This is a genomic window from Hyphomonas jannaschiana VP2 (assembly GCF_000685215.1).
GTDB lineage: Bacteria > Pseudomonadota > Alphaproteobacteria > Caulobacterales > Hyphomonadaceae > Hyphomonas > Hyphomonas jannaschiana.
Window position 1 is genome coordinate 313311 of record NZ_ARYJ01000002.1, and the last position, 18716, is coordinate 332026.

General features: G+C 63.4%; 18 protein-coding genes. 9 read left to right on the forward strand and 9 right to left on the reverse strand.

Going from position 1 to position 18716, the window contains the following annotated elements:
• Nucleotides 1-97 precede the first annotated feature (97 nt).
• Complete coding sequence (locus HJA_RS17860) at nucleotides 98-1024, forward strand: methyltransferase domain-containing protein (protein WP_081814517.1); 927 nt, start codon at nucleotides 98-100, stop codon at nucleotides 1022-1024.
• On the opposite strand, the gene HJA_RS04265 is transcribed toward HJA_RS17860, so the two are convergent.
• Nucleotides 1025-1642 (reverse strand): hypothetical protein, encoded by a 618-nt coding sequence (locus HJA_RS04265; protein ID WP_035578597.1) that lies wholly within the window; start codon nucleotides 1640-1642, stop codon nucleotides 1025-1027.
• Between the two features lie 206 nt (nucleotides 1643-1848).
• Between HJA_RS04265 and HJA_RS04270 the strand changes: the two genes are divergently transcribed.
• The gene (locus HJA_RS04270; RefSeq protein ID WP_035578599.1) at nucleotides 1849-2553 is read left to right on the forward strand and encodes a fatty acid desaturase CarF family protein; all 705 of its coding nucleotides are present in this window, start codon (nucleotides 1849-1851) and stop codon (nucleotides 2551-2553) included.
• Here the strand turns inward: HJA_RS04270 and HJA_RS04275 are convergent.
• Nucleotides 2550-2945 (reverse strand): hypothetical protein, encoded by a 396-nt coding sequence (locus HJA_RS04275; protein WP_035578601.1) that lies wholly within the window; start codon nucleotides 2943-2945, stop codon nucleotides 2550-2552. The two genes, HJA_RS04270 and HJA_RS04275, sit on opposite strands and share 4 nt — an antisense overlap.
• 60 nt (nucleotides 2946-3005) lie before the next feature.
• Here HJA_RS04275 and purD point away from each other — a divergent pair, with 60 nt between their 5' ends.
• The 4 genes from purD (at nucleotide 3006) to HJA_RS04295 (ending at nucleotide 9832) form a co-directional block, all read left to right on the forward strand.
• Nucleotides 3006-4301: a phosphoribosylamine--glycine ligase gene (purD, locus tag HJA_RS04280; protein WP_035578603.1), complete on the forward strand. Its 1296-nt coding sequence runs from the start codon at nucleotides 3006-3008 to the stop codon at nucleotides 4299-4301.
• 132 nt (nucleotides 4302-4433) lie between these two features.
• Nucleotides 4434-6374, forward strand: coding sequence for a hypothetical protein (locus tag HJA_RS04285; protein ID WP_155839859.1), 1941 nt, complete (start codon nucleotides 4434-4436; stop codon nucleotides 6372-6374).
• Nucleotides 6375-6419: 45 nt separating this feature from the next.
• Nucleotides 6420-8360 (forward strand): hypothetical protein, encoded by a 1941-nt coding sequence (locus HJA_RS04290; protein WP_155839860.1) that lies wholly within the window; start codon nucleotides 6420-6422, stop codon nucleotides 8358-8360.
• A gap of 20 nt (nucleotides 8361-8380) precedes the next feature.
• Nucleotides 8381-9832, forward strand: coding sequence for an amidohydrolase family protein (locus HJA_RS04295; RefSeq protein ID WP_035578608.1), 1452 nt, complete (start codon nucleotides 8381-8383; stop codon nucleotides 9830-9832).
• A 196-nt stretch (nucleotides 9833-10028) separates the two neighbouring features.
• Here the strand turns inward: HJA_RS04295 and HJA_RS04300 are convergent, their stop codons facing one another.
• From HJA_RS04300 to HJA_RS04310, 3 genes are read right to left on the reverse strand one after another with little or no spacing between them, the layout of a single operon-like run.
• Nucleotides 10029-11090 carry a zinc-binding dehydrogenase gene (locus HJA_RS04300; protein WP_051597349.1) on the reverse strand — a complete coding sequence of 354 codons (1062 nt, stop codon included), beginning with the start codon at nucleotides 11088-11090 and terminating at the stop codon, nucleotides 10029-10031.
• Nucleotides 11091-11876, reverse strand: a complete 786-nt coding sequence (budC, locus tag HJA_RS04305; protein WP_035578610.1) for a meso-2,3-butanediol dehydrogenase — start codon at nucleotides 11874-11876, stop codon at nucleotides 11091-11093.
• A gap of 15 nt (nucleotides 11877-11891) precedes the next feature.
• Nucleotides 11892-12428, reverse strand: coding sequence for a cupin domain-containing protein (locus HJA_RS04310; RefSeq protein WP_035578612.1), 537 nt, complete (start codon nucleotides 12426-12428; stop codon nucleotides 11892-11894).
• A gap of 198 nt (nucleotides 12429-12626) precedes the next feature.
• Here HJA_RS04310 and HJA_RS17865 point away from each other — a divergent pair, with 198 nt between their 5' ends.
• The 3 genes from HJA_RS17865 (at nucleotide 12627) to HJA_RS04325 (ending at nucleotide 14676) form a co-directional block, all read left to right on the forward strand.
• Nucleotides 12627-13256 carry a TetR/AcrR family transcriptional regulator gene (locus HJA_RS17865; RefSeq protein ID WP_051597350.1) on the forward strand — a complete coding sequence of 210 codons (630 nt, stop codon included), beginning with the start codon at nucleotides 12627-12629 and terminating at the stop codon, nucleotides 13254-13256.
• A 97-nt stretch (nucleotides 13257-13353) separates the two neighbouring features.
• On the forward strand, nucleotides 13354-13818 hold the full coding sequence (locus HJA_RS17870; RefSeq protein ID WP_051597351.1) for a MarR family winged helix-turn-helix transcriptional regulator: 465 nt from the start codon (nucleotides 13354-13356) through the stop codon (nucleotides 13816-13818).
• Nucleotides 13819-13833: 15 nt separating this feature from the next.
• Nucleotides 13834-14676 carry a CPBP family intramembrane glutamic endopeptidase gene (locus tag HJA_RS04325; RefSeq protein ID WP_081814519.1) on the forward strand — a complete coding sequence of 281 codons (843 nt, stop codon included), beginning with the start codon at nucleotides 13834-13836 and terminating at the stop codon, nucleotides 14674-14676.
• A gap of 17 nt (nucleotides 14677-14693) precedes the next feature.
• On the opposite strand, the gene sigJ is transcribed toward HJA_RS04325, so the two are convergent.
• From sigJ to HJA_RS04345, 4 genes are read right to left on the reverse strand one after another with little or no spacing between them, the layout of a single operon-like run.
• Nucleotides 14694-15563 (reverse strand): RNA polymerase sigma factor SigJ, encoded by an 870-nt coding sequence (gene sigJ / locus HJA_RS04330; RefSeq protein ID WP_035578614.1) that lies wholly within the window; start codon nucleotides 15561-15563, stop codon nucleotides 14694-14696.
• The gene (locus HJA_RS04335; RefSeq protein ID WP_206741667.1) at nucleotides 15560-16096 is read right to left on the reverse strand and encodes a hypothetical protein; all 537 of its coding nucleotides are present in this window, start codon (nucleotides 16094-16096) and stop codon (nucleotides 15560-15562) included. Before HJA_RS04335 ends, sigJ begins: the two co-directional genes overlap by 4 nt.
• Nucleotides 16093-16479 carry a hypothetical protein gene (locus HJA_RS04340; protein ID WP_155839861.1) on the reverse strand — a complete coding sequence of 129 codons (387 nt, stop codon included), beginning with the start codon at nucleotides 16477-16479 and terminating at the stop codon, nucleotides 16093-16095. Before HJA_RS04340 ends, HJA_RS04335 begins: the two co-directional genes overlap by 4 nt.
• A gap of 55 nt (nucleotides 16480-16534) precedes the next feature.
• The gene (locus tag HJA_RS04345; protein ID WP_035578616.1) at nucleotides 16535-18415 is read right to left on the reverse strand and encodes an ABC-F family ATP-binding cassette domain-containing protein; all 1881 of its coding nucleotides are present in this window, start codon (nucleotides 18413-18415) and stop codon (nucleotides 16535-16537) included.
• Nucleotides 18416-18716: the final 301 nt, after the last annotated feature.

The window sequence follows — 18716 nt, forward strand, 5'->3', positions numbered from 1 at the left end:
AACCGCTGTAAGGGGCGGCTGCAAGGCTTGACCTGTGGGGCCGATTCCCTAACCAGCTAAGCGGCGTATCCCATTCTCGCCATCCGGACCTTGTTTCATGACCCAACCCACTTCCAGGCCGTGGTATCGCGTGGCGGCGGGCGTTCTGCCGCGCCCGGTGCGGCGGCGGCTGCTGTGCCTGGGGCGGGACCTGGTGAGCCTGCCGGGCCGCCTGAAGCCGGGCGCGCGGCCGGTGCCCTGGTCCAGCCTGCATGATGTCGGCGGCGGTGAATTTCACACGGTGGGCCGGGCGATCCTGAACAGTCTGGTCAATGAGGCGGGCCTGACGCCGGACGACCATGTGCTGGACATTGGCTGTGGCACGGGCCGTGTTGCGTTTGCCCTGGCGGACTATCTGACGACTAAGGGCTGCTATACCGGATTTGACGTGGCTCCCGGCGGACTAGCCTGGATGATCCGCCACTTGCCGCCGGCTGCCGCGCCGTTCCGCATCGTGCGGGCGGATGTGTTCAACACCGAATACCGCCAGAAGACCAAAACCCGGGCGGAGAGCTACCGCTTCCCGGTCAGCGACGGCAGCGTGGATGTTGCCTTCGCCACGTCTGTCTTCACGCACCTGCTGCCAGCGGATGCCGAGAATTACCTCGCCGAGATCGGGCGCAGCCTGCGCCCCGGCGGGCGGGCCTATGTCACCGCCTTCCTGATGACGCCGGAGCGCCGCGGCCCGGCGGAGAGCGGCGCCGCCTTCGTGACATTCCATCCCTTCGGCGAGGTTGCCCATGTCGGGGACCTGAACGTGCCGGAGGCGATGATCGCCTTCGACGAAACAGTCTTCATGGATTGGGTGGCGAAGGCCGGGCTGGAACTCGTCCCGCCGGTGAAATATGGCCACTGGAGTGGCGGCGGGCCGAAGCCGGGGCAGGAATTCCAGGACGTCCTTGTGCTGAGAAAAACGCTTCACGCAGCAGGTGCGGCTCCCGTCATGAGCGTGAGGGAGCAGGACAGACTGGGGTTTGACGGCTGATCAGGACGTATCGCAGGCCTGCGCCTGCAGGGCGACCTCGTGCAGGTGCTGCATGTTACCGGCCTGTTCCGGCGTGAGGACCTGATCGGTGAAGGCTTTTGGCTGCGGCGCCAGCAGCGGCTTCAGCGGCGCGTGAAGCCGTGCGCTCATGGCCTGCAGGTATAGGTCACCATGCGCGAAGACATCGGCAAGTGCGGCGAGGCGTTTCAGCAGCGGTTCAGCGGAGACAAGGCCGTCCGTGGACCGATCGCGGGGTAGCTGACCGGCGGGCGGAGGCATGAAGGCGTGGTCCGGATCGGCCGCCGCCGCACGCCGGATGACGGGAACGGGCGGGCATTCATCGATGCGGAACAGGAGGTTCGTGCCCTCCGGCAGCGGCGACATCGGGCCATGTTCGGCGCACATGATGACCAGCATGCGGCGCACCAGCGCCTCGAAAATGCCGATGGCGGTGCGCAGCGCCCAGGCTTCCATTCGTGTCATGCGCAGCGGCTCTGCGCCTTCGGCCGCATCTTCGGCCGGGGCATGGCGCGCCAGCAAGCGTGTCACGGCGTTTTCCACCGTTTCCCACCAATGGCGGATCAGGGTCTGGGTGCGGTGCGGGACAGGAAAGCTCATGCCGCACAGAATGGCGGGTGTCGCGACCCGGTTGGATAGGTGTCTCTCAATCCGTTGAAAGTAAAGGAAAAAGGCGGCGGATAGCGCCCGGCCTCTCCAGCAAAATGCCTGGCAAATTTCGTTCGGGAATTGAAAACAGGCTTGACCCTTGCAACACCCACAATATAAGTGAGCGATTACTAACTAAATGGTGGTGGAGGACTCCCATGGCGTTTGAAGCAGCATTTGAAATCCTGGAGCCCAGCGGCGTGGTGCAGGCGATCATGCAGGCCGTCGACGGGACGCTGGCGGCGGTGCAGCCGGGCGCGGTGGCAACGCTCGGATTGCTCGGCACCGGCGCACTGATTGCGGGGCAGGCGCTGGCCGGCTGGCTGCTCGCAGACCTTGGCAGCGGTGTGATCCACTGGGCGCAGGACCGGTATGGCTCGCCGCGCTGGCCGCTGGTGGGCGGCATTGTGCGTGACACGATCCGCCATCACCGCAAACCGATGGGCTTTCTGGACAAGCCCGTATTGGCACGCAGCGCGCGGATGATCGGCCTGGCGCTGGTCGTGCTGATGGCCCTCCTGTTGGCCGGGGCGCCGCTGGCTTTTGCCCTGCCATTCGCGGCGGGCATCTTCCTGTCGAATGAAATCCACGCCGCTGCGCATGCGAAAGCGCGCAGCCTGCCGGGCCCTGTGCGGGCGCTGCAGCGCATCGGCCTGATCCAGTCCCCGCTGCACCATGCCGCCCATCACCGGCACCTCAAGAATGTGAATTTCTGCACGCTGACGGACTGGGTTAACCCGGTGCTGGAGCGCGCCCGCTTCTGGCGGCGTCTGGAGGCGGTGATCCGCCATGCAGGCGGTATCCGTACGCGGCGCGACCCGGTCGTGCGGCGTCAGCAGCGGCGGCGCTGGAAAGCGGCCTAGGCGCCTGCGGCGAGCTGCACGGCGAGGGATGCGCCGGTGCGCGTCGCCACGCGGCTGAGCGAGAAGGTGCCTGAGATCCGCGCATCCTCAGAGAACGACCAGCGCCCGGTGAACAGGCTGAAAGAGGCGTCGACCGAGCCGCAATAGATCAGGTCCGGCTGGATGATGCCGGTTTCGGGCACATAACGTTTCGAGAGCAGGACGTGCTGGCCGCACCGGTCGCCCCGGACGGTCGCATCATATTCCGGTTCGCATCCCAGCATGGGGCCGAAGGTCACCGGTTCCAGCGTCGTGCCGCACAGTCTGCCGTCGATTTCGGTGAGCATGGCTGTGAAGGCGACACAGGTGCCGTCGGTGTCATAGCGGTACTCGCCGCTCCACAGTCCGCTCATGTCTTTTAGTCCGCTCATACCTACTTGATCTCAGACGCAGAGCCGCGCATCAAGCGCCGCATGAATATTCTTCTCATCGGATCGGGCGGCCGCGAGCATGCGCTGGCCTGGAAAATGGCCCAGTCGCCGCTTGTGGACGTGGTGCATTCGACGCCGGGAAACCCCGGTATGGATGAAGTCGGCCCGTGCTTCGATGTCGGCGCGACGGACATCGAGAACCTTGAAAAACTTACACTTCAGATTGAGCCGGACCTGGTTGTGATCGGTCCGGAGGCACCGCTGGCGGCGGGTCTGGCTGACCTGCTGAGGGCGCGCGGTTTCGATGTCTTCGGGCCAGGCCGGGACGCGGCGCAGCTCGAAGCCTCAAAATCTTTTTCCAAGGGCCGGATGACAGCTTATGGCGTGCCGACGGCCGCTTATGGCGAATTCACGGAAGCTGGGCTGGCAAAAGCCTTTTTGCGCAAAATGCAGGCACCTTATGTGCTGAAGGCCGACGGGCTGGCCGGCGGCAAGGGCGTTGTGATCGCCGAAACGCTGGACGATGCGGACGCCGCCGTGGACGAAATGCTGGGTGGGCAATTCGGGGAGGCCTCCGCCACTCTGGTGATCGAGGAGTTCATGCATGGCGAGGAAGCCAGCGTCTTCGTGATCACAGACGGCGAGGGCGCGATCTACCTGCCCGCCGCGCAGGACCACAAGCGCGTCGGCGACGGCGATACCGGCCCGAACACGGGCGGCATGGGCGCTTATGCGCCAGCCCCGGTGGTGACGGACGAGATCATGGCCTGCGTGAAGGCCGAGATCGCCGAACCGATGCTGAAGGGCATGGCCAAGGACGGGATGCCGTATCAGGGCGTGCTCTATATCGGCATCATGGTGACCGAAGACGGCCCGAAAGTGGTGGAGTTCAACGCCCGCTTCGGCGATCCGGAATGCCAGGTGCTGATGAAGGGCCTGAAGGGCGACATCGTCCCGGCGCTGCTCGCCTCGGCGACCGGCGGCCTGAAGGGCAATGAAGCGGCCTTCGAAGCGCTTCTGGAGCTGGACCAGTTCGAGCCGACCGCGACGGTCGTGATGGCCATGACGGGCTATCCGGGGTCTGTCGAGAAGGGCTCGGTGATCAAACATGTCGGCAAGGCGAACGATCTGCCGGGCGTGCACGTCTTCCACGCGGGAACCGACCGTAACGATCTGGGCATGCTGACTGCCAATGGCGGACGCGTGCTGAACGTCACCGCCAGCGGAAGCACGCTGCGCGAGGCGATCGACCGCGCCTATGCCGGTGTCGACATCATCGACTGGCCGGAAGGCTTCTGCCGCCGCGACATCGGCTGGCGCGCACTGGAGCGCGGCTGAGGCACTCATCCGTTCAGGGGATGGCTATGGCAGTCCCCCGCCGGTAGGATTCGGCAAGGATAATATTGAGCCGATATTACCGGGCGCAGGGCGAAGACTTGTCTGCTTCATGTCCGGGTGGGGGAGATTGCTTTGCTGCGCTGGTTCATACTGGCCATAATGGCCCTTTGTGTTTCGCTGTCCCTGCCGCTGAAGGCGCATGCCTGGAAGGACATTACCGTTGGCGATGCGCGGCAGACCAGCGATTGCCTGAACGAGACGCCGTCCGACGAGTGCGTGACGAAGACCGGCCGCTATGTGCGCACCAATACGGGCACCGAGACCGGCACTGTGCCGGTGCGGCTTTTGCTGCGCCGGAACCTGCCGCAGGACCAGTTTGACGCCCTCATGCGCAAATATGGCATGATTGAAGGCAAGTACCATGAGTGGTTCGTCAATGCCGGCGACAAGGACTATTACAAGCGTGCAATGACACTGCAGGGCCTGACGGCGCTGGACGGGAAGACGGTGCTGCTGCCGGCGGAGTTTACGCGCGTCCTGCCGCTCAGCGACCGCGTGGCGCTGGTGCGGACGGTGAAAAATAACTGGTACTTTGCGACGCTCGGCCCGGGTGAGACGACGCTGACGGAGCTGACCCATCCCTGGGACGATCTGCAATGGTTCTCCGGTAACGAGCCCAAGCGGCCATTCATGGTCATGCTGCGCCAGTATGGGGAGACGAAGGAAGACCTGCGGTCCTACACGATCCTCGATGGCGACGGGGAGGCGGCCTACACGGTCAGCGGCGTCATTCCGAATACGCACGGCACGGATGACTACTTCACGTTCTATGCCGGCTATATTGGCTTTCCCGTGCGCGTGGACGCCAGTGAGTTTTCGGTCATCTTCAATATGATCACGCTGGAGCTGGAGAAGATGGGGCCGGTCTTCGACATTCTCGACGTCGGCTATGCGCTGACGGAGAAATGGGACGACAACAAGTACGACAAAAAATACTACCCCTTCCAGAAGATTGGCGAGATGCCGTCCGGCAAGGGGCTTCTGTCAACGGACATATTCGAACCCATCGATGTAGGGAATGCGGAGCCGCACCCGCTTACGGACCCGAAAGCGACGCGGGGCATGGTGCCGTTGCGCCTGCCGGGCCAGATCGACGGTATACGCGGCTGGCTGATGGTGTACGCCAATGCGACGGACCAGTGGTACAAGCTGATCATGCATGCGCCGAAAACGGATGAATATCATGCGGACAAGTTGGGCCGGTGGGATGAACTCACCCCCTCGTCCGTCCGGGTGTATCTGTGGGAACCGAACGAATACCTGCCGCTGGCCGATATCTGGATCGGCACGATCTCGGACGAGACGCACAAGGCCCTGTTTGCGAACGCAAACCCGAAGGATATCCCGCCGCCAAGCTATCGCGTTGCGGCACGTTTCTTCGAGAGCCCGCGGCAACTGTCGGCGGGCGGCGTCACGGACTGGTACCTGATCGGTAGCGAACCGAGCGCGGAGAATTTCCAAAAGATCTACGACACGCGCTCCATGCGGGCCTCGCACCCCGACAATCCTCAGGCGCTGGCGACGCCGGAACTCATCGCGGAGATGAAGAAGGAATGGCAGGCGAAGGCCGCCTATCGCGAATATATCGAGACGCCTTGGGAGGTGCAGGTGGCGCGGGCGCAGGCCGAGCAGGAACGCACGCTGCTGGCGGCAGCAGACAGCGCGATTTCAGGCGGCTACGGCATCGATTTCAATGGCGACTTCTATTACATCGCACGCACCAAGGGCGGGAAATACCTGCAGGCCTATTGGAACAAGTATCACCAGCTGCCGCGGTCGGCCGATGCCTATGACATTTGCCGCCGGTTCGGCTCGTCCAGCATGGAGTGCAGCCTCGTCTATGCGTGGGCGGACAATATCTCTCAAGGCCAGCGCGAAGCGGCCAGGCGGGACGCGGACCGCTACAGCCAGAAGCAATTCAACCAGGGCTACAAGCCGGAATACCGACCGCCCATGTCGGAGCCGCGCTGCTACCAGACGGGCGCAAAGACGGAGACGTGTTTCTACAATTAAAGACGACGGGCCGAAGGGGATGGCCTTGGGATTGGAGTATTTGATTTGTTCAGACTGATGGTTCTGGCCATTTCGGCCTTTTGTATTTCGCTGCATGCCCATGCATGGAAATCATATTCTGACGCGGGCAGCCTTCTGGCTGATATCAGCCGGGGCAGATGTGTTGAGGACGCACCGAAAGGGTTCAACTGTCTTTCGAAAGACATCCGCTATGTGCGTACCGATACGGGCACCATGCCGGTGCGGCTGTGGTCGGTCTCGCAATTGGACGGCGAGCAGATGGGCGCCATTCTGGACCGGTACAATCTTCCGCGTGAGGACTTCACAAGATACGCGCAAGACTATGGTGGCCAGAGCAAGGGCAACGACTATAACTGGATATCCAAACAGGTCGTGCTGCAGGGCCTGGCGGCCGAAGACGGCACGATCCTGTTGCCGGCGGAATACATCCAGGTGCTGCCCATCAGTGACAAGGTGGCCCTCGTGATGGCGCTGGATTACCGATATTATTTTGTGACCCTCGACCCGGAGCAGCCGCGCCTTTTCAGGCTGCCGTTCAAGCACTACGAATTCTACTTCATTTATGGCCGCACGCCTGAAACCCCCTTCACGCTGATGTTCCATGACAAGACGGCGACGGATGCACGGGGCAAGACGCTGGTCGTGATGGATAATATGGGCAAAGAGGTGCACCGCATCACCGGCGTCGTGAACGAAGGCAGCGGGGATTACGATTTCTACCACTATGGCAATGGCAAGATTGCCTTTCCGGTGAAAGGCGAGGACGGCACGGGCCTGTCCGTGGTCGTCAACTCTCTGACGCTGGAAATGGAAGAAGTCGGGCCGTATTTCGAGACGCTGCCTGTCGGCTATGCGCTGACCGACGACTGGAGCCGCAACAATCGTAGTGACTACAAGCAGGTGCCCGTGCAGAAGGTGGCGGCGATGACGTCCGGGCACGGCATATTGTCAGGTGAGAGCATCTACCTGCCGATGCGTCATGAGGATGGCGAGGTGACGCCGTTCGGCCATCCCAACATACTCGGCATGGTACCGCTGTACCTGCCCGAGATCGAAGGCGTGCGCGGCTGGCTGGTTGTGTACGAGGCAGCGGATGGGCGCTGGTATCGCCTGATCGGCGGCGCGGTAGACGGGGACCTGATGCGCGGCAAGCCTCAAGAGCTGCTGCCGGCAAGCGTCATGGACTATATTCTCGGCCGCAAGAACTATCCGCCTTTCGCCGATATCTGGATCGGCACGATGGACGAGGACGAGTATTACGGCCTGTTCGCAGGTGCAGACCGCCGCGATGTGCCAGAGCCGCCGCTGCGGATCGCGGCGCGCTATTTCAAGGATCCGATGAACCGCTCCGCGGGCGTGACCGACTGGTATGATGTCGGCATGGACATCGGCCCGGAGGAATTGTGGGCGGCCTATGAGGCTCGGGACCGGAAATCAACGCACCCGGACAATCCCATGGCCATGGAGCGTCCTCTGATCCTGGCGACAGCCCGCGAATGGTGGGAAAGCAACAAGGCCTATCGCGAATACCTGGAGACGCCATGGGACGTGCTGCAGGCCCGGTATGAGGCGGAATCCCGCGCGACACTGAAGGCCAGCGCCGATGCGATCCTGGCCATGAGCGGCACCGATGTGCCTTATGGCGACGACTTCTACACCGCCGCGCGCACGCTGGGCGGAACGTACCTCAGCACCTACTGGCGGCGCTGGAAGCGCCTGCCGCGCTCCAGCGATGCCTATGACATCTGCAGCCGTTTCGGGAACAATAGTCCGGAATGCAACCTGGTCATGCCGTGGGCGCAAAATGCCTTTGACGCCCAGCGCGCACAGGAACAAAAGGCCTCCGATGCTTATGCGCGGCAGGTGGAGCTGACCAAACGCAAGCCGCCAGCCTATCGCCCGCCGTCTTACGGTCCGCGCTGTTACGACCAGGGCAATGGGAAAGAGCTTTGCTTCTATGACTAGTCGCGCGTAGTGCAGTTGGCATGATGAAAGATACTCTGAAACTGACCAGCGCGGCACTTGGTGTTGCCACGCTTGCATCCCTGGTTGCTTGCGCAACCGATCCGGCGCCCGAACCGCTCAGCGGGGACCTGCTGATCCGCGATGTGCGCACGATTGGCTTTGAGGGGGAGACGCCTGCGATCCTCGAGCATGCCTACGTGTTGGTGAAGGACGGGAAGATCCTTGCCGTGCGCGAGACGGCTGATGGCCTCTCCGCGCCGGAAACGGTGGACGGCACAGGGCAGACCATGGTGCCGGGGCTCACCGACATGCACGTCCATATCTGGGACGAGGCGGAGCTGGGGGCTTACCTCTCCTGGGGCGTGACGCGGGTGCGCAACATGTCCGGTCTCTCCTTCCACTTGCCGCTGGCAGAGCGGATCGAGGCGGGTGAGGTTATGGGGCCGCATCTCATCACGACGGGGCCGATCCTCAACACTCCCGGCCCGAATGCCCAGATCAATCACCAGATGGTCGAAACCGCAGACGAGGGACGTGCCGCCGTCGCGTGGCAGGCCGAGGCGGGGTTTGACCGGATCAAGGTCTATTCCAACCTCACCCGCCCGGCCTATGAGGCGATCATCGAAGAAGCCGCGGCGCGGGGCATGCCGGTCGCCGGCCACACGCCGGAAGGCGTGCGCGAAGAGGGCATGCCGCAGGACAAGCCCTTCAATATCAGCTTCGAAGAGGTTCTGGCCGACCATTTCGAGACGATCGAACATATTGAATCCGTGGTCTGGCACGGCCTGCGCAATCGCCATGATGAAGCGGCAGCGCGTGAGCTTGCCCGCAAGATCGCCGCCGAAGGCGTGCCGGTGACGGCGACCTTGCTGGCGCACCGGAACCTGCTGCTGGTGGCCGAGACGGACGGCACGGCGGCGACCCGTCCGGGAACGGAGTTGTTAAATGTGGTGGAGCAGCAGACCGAGGGCGGCAATTTCGACTTCTGGGCCGCGCAGGATCCGGCGCCTGTCGCGGAAGATGCGGCCTTCTACGCCCGTGTGGCAAAGATTTTCCAGGAGGAAGGCGTCACGCTACTGGCGGGCACGGATGCGGGCATCTTCACGAACATTCCCGGCAAGTCGCTGGGGGAGGAACTGGCCCTGCTGACCGCAGCGGGCCTGTCGCCCTATGACGTTTTGCGGTCGGCAACGTACACGCCGTCGGCTGTACTGGGCACGGCCGGACAGGATGGATGCGTCGAGGCAGGCTGCGCGGCGGATCTCGTCCTGTTGCCCTGCGACCCGCTGGCGGACATTGCCTGCGCAGCGGAGCCTGCCGGGCTCGTCTATCGCGGCACATGGCTGGACCGGGCGGCGCTGGATGGTCTGCGCCAGGGCGCGGCCGCGCAGGATGCAGACCGGACGATGGCCAATGTTTTCGGCGGCATGGCCGAATATGGCGTCGATCTCAGTGCATTGACCGGGGAATAGAGACCGTAAACGCTCCGCCAATCCGGGGATGTGCAGTCCAGGAATGGCGGTTTGCCCGCCGCCGGGTCGATTTGGGAAATGCGGCGGGCAAAACGCAGGACGCGCCGTTGCGTCCTGTTCCTGAAACGCGTGAGCGCCGGGAATCCGTCGTGGGAAACTCGCTTTTTTGGTGAAATTTTGGTGACAGGCGCCTGCGTCAGGCGTGCGGGTCGATCAGGATCTTGATTTCGTGTGGATCCCTGGCGAGCGCGTCGAAGGCGGCTTCGGTGCTGGCCAGCGGCTGGTGGCTTGTGATCAGCCGGGCGGCCTTGTCGGTATGGGCTTCGATGAGGTTCAGCGCCGTGCCGAACTCTTCCGGCCGGTAGGCGAAGCTGAACTCCAGCGTCAGTTCCCGCGTGATCCCCTCCAGCGGCGTGATCGTCTCTTCATGCGGGCAGACGCCGACAATGATGACATGGGCATGCGCCGGCGCAGACTTCACGATCTGGGCGAGGACGCCCGCCGCGCCGGTGCATTCGAAAATGTTGAGACCCGGTGGCTGGCCACGGAAATCCCGTTCCAGAAGGGGGGACATGACCGCCGGTTCATGGCCGAGGTCGCCCCAGCGTTCATACGGGCTGTCGGTGGCCGGATCGAGCACGACGTCAGCTCCGAGGCGCGCGGCGACGGCGCGGCGTTCGGCTGAGAAGTCTGCGGCGAGGATTGGCCCCCGACCGGCGATCTTCAGCGCCAGGATAACGGCGAACCCGACCGGGCCGCAGCCGATCACCATGTTGGGCCCGTCGTTCCGGTTCGCGAGGTTCACCGCATGCAGGCCGACCGAGAGCGGTTCGGTCAGCGCGGCAAGATCGTCCGGAATACCATCCGGCACGCGGAAGGTGCGCTCGGCATCGATGCATGAGAGGGTGGCGAGGCCGCCGCTGTGGAAGGGGGAGAGGCCGATACAGGCCGGCCCGTCATGGCTGTGCGTGAAGGGCAGGCCCGTCACCCGATCACCCACTTTCAGCATCGTATCCGTACCCGGAGCAATGCCGACAATTTTTGCCGAGAATTCATGGCCGGGCACGATCATGGGCAGCTGGTGCTGCGCCTCGGGCGGGGTGACATCTGCCAGCTCCGCCATCTGCTTGCGCAGGCTGAGATCACTGCCGCAGATGCCGTTGAACAGGGGCTGGACCAGAAGCTGCCCGGCGGCCGGCGACGGGTCGGGCAGGTCCGCGATTCGGAACGTCTTGCCTTGCAGGGTAAGCGCGCGCATTCAGGCCCCCGGCATACCGGCAAACAGGGCAACTTCCGGCTGGCCGGTATGCGCCGTTGTGCCGCCATCGGCGACCACGATGGAGCCGGTCATGTAGGAGGCCGCGTCCGAGGCGAGGAAGGCGACCACGTTGGCCATCTCCTCCGGCTGGGCGCCGCGGCCCATGGGGATGCGCTTGTGCCATTCCTCCGGCAGGCCGGGCATCTGATTCATGCCGGCGGTGATCGGCGTTTCGACCAGACCGGGGCAGAGGGCGTTCACGCGGATGCCGTCGCGGGCATGGTCAATCGCCAGCGCCTTTGTGTAATTGATCACGGCGCCCTTGGCGGCATTATAGGCCGCAAAGCGATAGTCCCCACCCAGCCCTGAAATGGATGCTGTGTTCACGATCGCGCTGCCGTGCGGCATGTGAGGGATGGCGTGGTGGCAGGCGTAATAGACGCTGTGCAGGTCTACCGCGATCACCTGTTCCCACTGGTCCGGCGGCAGCTCCACCGTGTTGCCGAAACTGCCAATACCGGCATTGTTGAACAGGATGTCGATCCGTCCGTGTGCGTCTGTCGCGGCCTTGATGAGGGCTGCCACGTCGGTCTCTTTCGAGACATCGCAGGTCACCGCCATGGCATCCGGAGCGAGCGCCGCGGCAAGGGCATTTGCCGCGTTTTCGGAGATGTCGGCAAGCACGACCCTGGCGCCTTCACCGGCCATCAATCGTGCGGTTGCCGCACCGATGCCAGAGGCTGCACCAGTGATGACGGCGACCTTGTCTTCAAATCGTTTTGTCATCCGTTGGCCGCTCCATCAGGACAGGACTGAGCTGGGAGGTTGCTCGTCTGCCCAGGCGGAGCGGCGCTCGGAGATAACCCCCGAAATTTTCTGCCAGGCTGGCAGCGTCTTCGCGAGGAACTTGATGTCGAAGTCTTCCTGGGTGCGGAATTCAAGCACTTCCACGCCGTCGGGGCCGGGCGTGTAGCGGTAGGCCTTGCCCGCACCCAGGAAGAAACCGTCGCCTGGGCCCAGCGTATCGGTGCCCAGTTGGAGGCTGCCTGCGACGATATAATAGAGACAATCGGAATTGTGTGTATGAAGAGGGAGCGGGAAGCCGCTCTTGAACCAGGCATAGGTCAGGCTGAAGCCCGGCTGGGAGAAGAGCGTCTTGACCACATTACCTTCGGCGAAACCGGCTTCAAGCGCGGCGCCAATGCCGGCCTCAAGGTCCGGCGTCATGTCCGCAACTTCCATATGTGCGGTCTCGTCCAGCGAGGCGGCCTCGGATGTGCGGAAAATCTGGTACCCGGCGGCGGTGGCCGGTTTTTCGGTGACGTCTGCGTCGCTCATGTCTTTGATTCCTCCCATTGGCCACAGCAGGGCGGCCGTATTTGCAGGCGCCAGGCTTTTGCCCCATGTCTTCCTGCACCGGACACGCTAGCGCCAAAAAACAAATAGTCAATATTGACTAATATTGGTCTGGCGCGGTTGACGCGGGCGGGCCGCTGGCCATTATCGGCGCCCTCAGGGCAGGAAGCGGCGGGCGGGATGACCGAAATCAAGGAGCGTTCAGGGCGCAGGCGAACCCGCCGCGGAGAGGAAACCCGCCGGCAGCTGATCGACGCCTGCATCGATTGCCTCAATGAACGCGGCTATGCAGGCACCTCCATCGAGGCCGTCATGGCGAAGGCCGGCATCAGCCGCGGCTCGGTGCTGAACCAGTTTCCGACCCGGCTGGACCTGATGACCGCCACGATCGAAGCCGCGATGCGCGGCATGATGGCGGACACAAGCGCCCGGTTTGCCCGGATTTCAGACCCCGTCGAGCGTCTTCGCCGCCTGTGCGACCTCTATTGGGAGACGCAATGCCTGCCGGTGTCAGCGGCGGTGACGGAAGTGCTGCTGGCGGCGCGCTGGGACACGGAACTGGCGGCCATGCTTGGCCGGGTCACCAAGGAAATCGAGATCGAGCTGGACGCCGAAACGCGCCGGCGCGGAGAAGACGCCGGGGTGAACGACCCGGAGGCGCTGGTGGTGCATGCGCGCATGCTGATCCTGTCGCTGCGCGGCATGACGCTGGAACTGATGTTCGATCCGGACCGGCAGATCATCCACCATGCGCTGGAGGAAATCCGCGCATCGCACCAGGCATTCTGCGACCGGATGCTGGCGGACTAAGCCGGCAGCTTTTCCATTTTCATTGCATCCGCAGCCGCGAAATTGACGTGCCTCCAATTATACAACATATTGCACAATATGTTGTAGGAAATCTCGAATGACTGACTCTCAATTTCTTGAAACCCGTGCCGCCTTCGCCTTGCGTGTGAAGCAATTGCACGACCGGCTGAGCGAACAGCTGGATGCGGCGATGGCAAAATGCGGCCTGCTCATTCCTGGCAAGACGACCGGAATCGTTCAGCTTCTGTATTCCGAAGGGCCGCGTTCAAAGGCCGATATCGCAGACCGCCTGCGCTATTCGCATCAACTGACCACGCAACGGCTGGCCTGGCTGCTGAAGCACGGCATGGCCGAAACCAATCCGGACCCGGAAGATGGCCGACGGCAGATCGTCAGTCTGACGCCGGATGGCGTAGAGCAGGCGAAAATTCTGCAAACCTTCCTGCCGCGCCTTCAGGACGCCTATTCCAGCTTGTTCTCGGAACTTGGAATGGATCTGGACACTGAAATTACCAACGCCAGTCGTTTGCTGGACACGAAGCCCCTTGCGGACCGGATTTAACGTGAGCCCCGTAATATGATGCGATTTCTTTCACCTGCATTGGCTGCAGGCGGCCGGATCCTGCTGGCCTTTATCATGATTGCCATACCCGCCGCGATCGTGCGGCTGGTTCTGGTTCCGGGCATGGAAGCACTGCTGAACCTGAGTGACCCAGCCGTTGTGGTGCTGCGGCGGGTTGGCATGATGACCGGCATTGTGGCCGGATACTGGATGTATGTCCGTCTTGTGGAAAAACGCGCAGCGGCGGAATTGTCGTTCCGGCCCGCAACGATCGGCCTTAGCGGGCTGGCCGGAAGTGCCAGCATCGCTGTGCCGATGTTTGCATTGTACGTCTTCGGCGCATTTGTCCTGACCGGTACAGGCGGTGACGGCGGGCTGGCAGGCATCGCGCTCCTGATCCTTGCTGCCGCCCTGCTTGAGGAAGTCGTATTCAGGGCCGTGATTTTCGGGATCATTGAGCGCCAACTTGGCCTGTGGAGTGCGCTGCTGGCGCCGAGCCTGTTGTTTTCTGCACTGCATCTGTTCAACTTTCACTGGGGTGGTTGGGCCGCCTTTGTCTCGGTTGTCCTGCTGGGGCTGATGTGGAGTCTGGTTTATGCCGTAACCCGCAATCTGTGGGCCGCCACCGCCAATCATGCCCTGTGGAACTTCACCATCATCCTGACGGGGCTGCCGCTGACCGGACAACAGCAGTGGCGCGCCGCTGCTCCGTTGCACAGCGAGATCAGAGGAAACGTGTTGTGGACCGGCGGCGAGGCCGGTCCGGAAGGTTCCCTCCTGGTCATCCTGTTTGTCATTGTGATTACGAGCGGCCTTCTCTGGTGCGTGCGGGCGGGGGCCAGAAGCGGCGCTCGCTGAACGGACAGAGCAGACAGTCAGGCCGGCAGTTTGTCCGGATTGCGCATGGCGTAGAGCCAGGCAATGCGGCCGTCTGCCGAGGGGGCGAGCGTCAGGATCAGGTCCACTTTTCCCTCCAGCCGGCGCACGATGGCAGGCCCGCCATTGGCGAGGCCGGGCTCTACGGACCATTGCGCCTTGTCCTGCATGGCTTTTGCCATCACCGCCATCAGGACATGGGTGATGTCTTGAGGCCCGATCAGTGGGCGGAGCGCTGCGCGGACTTTCTTGCCGCCATCGGTAAAGGCGACGGCGTCCGGGGCAAACAGGCTGAGCGCGGCATCATGGTCGAGCGCGCTGGCGGCGGCCATGAAACGTTGCAGCAGGTCCGCGACGTCTTCAGGTGGCGCGTCGAAGCGTGGGCCGCTTTCCTGCAGGCGCCGGTGGGCCCGGCTGACCAGTTGGCGGCAGGCGGCTTCGGACTTGCCGGTGATGGCGGCGATTTCGTCATAGCCGGCATCGAAGGCCTCCCGCAGGATGAAGGCCGCTCGTTCCGTTGGTGACAGGCGCTCCATCGCCCAGAGCAGGGCCAGCTCGCACTCCTGGGCAAGTTCGAAGCGCGCTTCGATGCCTAGGCTCTCGCTCTCCACCAGCGGCTCCGGCAGCCAGGGGCCGGGATAGGTCTCCCGCCGGGCGCGGGCAGAGCGCAGCGCATCGATGGCAATCCGGGTGGCGGTGCGGCGCAGCCACGCGCTGGGGTTCTCGATGGCCGCATGGTCTGCCCGTTCCCAGCGCAGCCATGTATCCTGCACAGCGTCCTCGGCGCCCGCCCGCTCGCCCAGCATGCGATAACACAAGGCTGTCAGGGCCGGGCGCTCGGCTTCGAACAGGGCGGTGTCGGCAGTCATGCGGCCAGCTTCACGACCTTGCCGCCAAAGTCCAGCCTCTGGCAGGCCTGCCCATGACCGAGCCCGCGCTTCAGGACGGGATAGATCCGTCCGGAGGCTGCGGCGAAAGCACAGGAGACGGCGGCTTTCTTCCCGAACTCGCTCTCGATTTCGCGGCGCAGGTCATCGGCGCGCGGGTCGCCCGTGATCGCCATCATGGCAAAGCGGAAGCCGAGCCCGATCGCGCCGGCCTCCTGCGGCCGGCCTTCGGCACAGGCCTGAAGGCAGGCCGGATCGGCCCCGCCTTCAAGGGCCATGTCTACAACGAGCTGGGCGCACGGGCCGCAATCGCCTTCCAGTGTGGAAGCGAGCAGGGCGCCGGTCCAGGCGGCTTGTCCGGCGGCCGGGCCGCGATACTTGTAGAATTTCGGCAGGCGGGCGAGCCCGATGGCCGCCGCTGGGCTGATGTCGATCAGGCCGTGCATATAGCTGACATCGTAATTGTAGTGCCGGCCCATCTTGCGGGCTGTGCTTTGCAGGAATTTGCGGATCATGCTCTGATCTCCTTGCGGGTAAAACTGAGGGCGGCGGTGAGGGCGAGCCAGGCCGGGATCTGGATGCCGGCGAGGTTCACGAAGGCGATCTGATCGAACGGCAAGCCGCGCGCGAACCAGATCCAGATGTGGAAGAGGGCGTGCAGGGCTGGCCACGCCGCGCCGCAGACGGTAGCGGTCCGGTCATGCGCCAGCGCACCATAGGCGAGCGCCCCGGCGCTCATGCCGAATGCGAGGGCGATGTCCCGCACGAAGTGCAGATTGAACGGCCCCATCATCGCCACGCCCGGCACGGTTTCGTACCAAAAATGTGGCGCAAACCACATCGTCAGCGCATTGGCGAAATGCGCGGCGGCAACGAGGAAAAGGATCGGTCTCCACATGTCATGTCTCCTGTTTCAGGGACATGACGAGACAGCATCCGGTTTTGTGACAGGCCTAGGCGTTGGCTTCCAGTGCTTCGGCGGCTTCGAGCCAGGCGTGTTCGGCCTCTTCAGCGGTTTCGGCGTGGGTGGCGCGCGACTTCAGAAGCTTGTCCAGTTCGTCCGGCGGGGGTGTGCCTTCGGCCAGTTTCGCGTCGATCTTTGCAATGGCGGCGTTCGCCTTTTCCATCCGCTCTTCAGCTTCCCGCGCCTTCTTTTTCAGGGCGGAAAGGCGCTTCTTGTCTTCCGGTGAGGCTGCGGGTTTGGGCGCATCCTGTTTCGGCTTTGTCTCTTTTGACTTTGCCTCTTTCGCCTCGGCGCGGTCGGCCTTCATGACGAGGGCGCGGTAGTCTTCGAGGTCGCCATCATAGGTCGTCGCCCGGCCATCCTTGACCAGCCACAGGCGATCTGCCGTCGCTTCGGCGAGGTAGACATCGTGGGTGATCAGCAGGACGGCGCCGGGGAAGTCGTTCAGCGCGTAGATCAGCGCCTCGCGGCTGTCGATGTCGAGGTGAGAGGTCGGCTCGTCGAGGATCAGGATGTGCGGCGCAGAGTGGGACATGAGCCCCAGCAGCAGGCGCACTTTCTCGCCGCCCGAAAGCTTCTCGACTTTCGTCTCGACCTTCTCGGCTGAGAACCCCATGCCAGCAGCCACGGCACGCACTTTCGCGGGCGGCGTATCTGGCGGGAGGAGGCGTCGGACATGGTCGAGAACGCTGTCGCCTTCGGAGAGTTCGTCCAGCTGGTCTTGCGAAAAATAGCCAATGCGGACAGCCTTGGGTGTCACGCGTTTGCCGGCCATAAGCGGCAGGCGTTCGGCGATGGATTTCACCAGCGTCGTCTTGCCCTGCCCATTGGCGCCGACAATGGCAATGCGGTCGTCCGGGTCGAGGCGCAAATTTACCTTGGACAGGATGCGCGCGCCTTCGCCATAGCCAAGTTCGGCATCCTTAAGCTCCAGCATGGGCGGGGCCAGCTTGTCTGCGGGCGGCGGGAAGTGGAATGGCGTCGTGCGGTCGGCGACGGGGATGGAGATGTCCTGCATCTTCTCCAGCATTTTGATGCGCGACTGGGCCTGCCTGGCCTTGGAGGCCTTGGCACGGAACCGGTCGACGAAGCTTTGCAGGTGGGCGCGTTCCTTGGCTTGCTTCGCCTGCTGGGATTCCAGCTGGGCGAGCTTCGCCGCGCGCAGTTTCAGCCAGTCATCATAACCGCCGGGCGTGATGGAGAGTTTGCGGTGTTCCAGTGCCATTGTGTGCGTGACGCAGCGGTTCAGCATTTCGCGGTCGTGGCTGACGATCAGGACCGTGTACGGATATTTCCGGATATAGGTCTCCAGCCAGGCCGCGCCTTCGAGGTCCAGATAGTTGGTCGGCTCGTCCAGCAGCAGGAAATCCGGCTGCGAGAACAGGACGCCTGCGATGGCCGCGCGCATGCGCCAGCCGCCGGAGAATTCCTTCGTGGCGCGGCCAAGGTCTTCATCCGAAAAACCAAGCCCGTGCAGCACTTCGGCGGCGCGCGCCTCTGCAGACCAGGCATCAATGTCCATCAGGCGTTCATGGATCTCGCCGATCCGGTTCGGATCCGTCGCGGTCTCGGCTTCCTGCATGAGGGCGTGGCGCTCTGTGTCAGCGGCGAGCACGACGTCCAGCACAGTCTCATCCGTCGGGGCGACTTCCTGCGCGACCCAGCCGAGGCGCGCGCCGGTGTTCAGGCGGATCGCGGCATCATTGGTCGGGTGCTCCACATCCTCCCGGATCAGGCGCAGCAGCGTCGACTTGCCGGTACCGTTGCGGCCGACAAGGCCCACTTTCCAGCCGGCAGAGATCTGCGCCGAGGCAGATTCGAACAGGGGCCGGGCTTCGACCTGAAAATCGAGATTGGTAATGGTGAGCATGCGCGGGTGTGTAACCGGGCCGGAGGTGAAAGCAAGTGCAGGTTACGGCTCCCCGAAAAGCTGGCCGGGGAAAGGGGCCCGCCATGCCAGACAGTCCGGGGGGCAGGACCAGGCATGGCGGGTATTTCGCTGTCCCCAAGTGCGGTGGGAGAATGGGGAAATGGTATCCACAGCGAAGAGGCCCAAAGTGCGGGCTTCACAGACCAGACGTACCGATCCCCGGCTTTATCCAAAAAAGTTCAGCGGCGCTGAAACAGGGACGCCCGCCGGGCCGGAACAGGGGTAGGTCGACGCGGCGGGC

What these genes read in the sequence shown, in the direction of transcription:
- HJA_RS04340 (WP_155839861.1), bottom strand. Translation starts at nt 16,479, where the DNA reads ATGTGGAGACCGATCCTTTTCCTCGTTGCCGCCGCGCATTTCGCCAAT.
- budC (WP_035578610.1), bottom strand. Translation starts at nt 11,876, where the DNA reads ATGACAAAACGATTTGAAGACAAGGTCGCCGTCATCACTGGTGCAGCC.
- HJA_RS04270 (WP_035578599.1), top strand. Translation starts at nt 1,849, where the DNA reads ATGGCGTTTGAAGCAGCATTTGAAATCCTGGAGCCCAGCGGCGTGGTG.
- sigJ (WP_035578614.1), bottom strand. Translation starts at nt 15,563, where the DNA reads ATGACTGCCGACACCGCCCTGTTCGAAGCCGAGCGCCCGGCCCTGACA.
- HJA_RS04335 (WP_206741667.1), bottom strand. Translation starts at nt 16,096, where the DNA reads ATGATCCGCAAATTCCTGCAAAGCACAGCCCGCAAGATGGGCCGGCAC.
- HJA_RS04345 (WP_035578616.1), bottom strand. Translation starts at nt 18,415, where the DNA reads ATGCTCACCATTACCAATCTCGATTTTCAGGTCGAAGCCCGGCCCCTG.
- HJA_RS17860 (WP_081814517.1), top strand. Translation starts at nt 98, where the DNA reads ATGACCCAACCCACTTCCAGGCCGTGGTATCGCGTGGCGGCGGGCGTT.
- HJA_RS04300 (WP_051597349.1), bottom strand. Translation starts at nt 11,090, where the DNA reads ATGCGCGCGCTTACCCTGCAAGGCAAGACGTTCCGAATCGCGGACCTG.
- HJA_RS04325 (WP_081814519.1), top strand. Translation starts at nt 13,834, where the DNA reads ATGATGCGATTTCTTTCACCTGCATTGGCTGCAGGCGGCCGGATCCTG.
- HJA_RS04275 (WP_035578601.1), bottom strand. Translation starts at nt 2,945, where the DNA reads ATGAGCGGACTGTGGAGCGGCGAGTACCGCTATGACACCGACGGCACC.
- HJA_RS04310 (WP_035578612.1), bottom strand. Translation starts at nt 12,428, where the DNA reads ATGAGCGACGCAGACGTCACCGAAAAACCGGCCACCGCCGCCGGGTAC.
- HJA_RS04265 (WP_035578597.1), bottom strand. Translation starts at nt 1,642, where the DNA reads ATGAGCTTTCCTGTCCCGCACCGCACCCAGACCCTGATCCGCCATTGG.
- HJA_RS04295 (WP_035578608.1), top strand. Translation starts at nt 8,381, where the DNA reads ATGATGAAAGATACTCTGAAACTGACCAGCGCGGCACTTGGTGTTGCC.
- purD (WP_035578603.1), top strand. Translation starts at nt 3,006, where the DNA reads ATGAATATTCTTCTCATCGGATCGGGCGGCCGCGAGCATGCGCTGGCC.
- HJA_RS17870 (WP_051597351.1), top strand. Translation starts at nt 13,354, where the DNA reads ATGACTGACTCTCAATTTCTTGAAACCCGTGCCGCCTTCGCCTTGCGT.
- HJA_RS17865 (WP_051597350.1), top strand. Translation starts at nt 12,627, where the DNA reads ATGACCGAAATCAAGGAGCGTTCAGGGCGCAGGCGAACCCGCCGCGGA.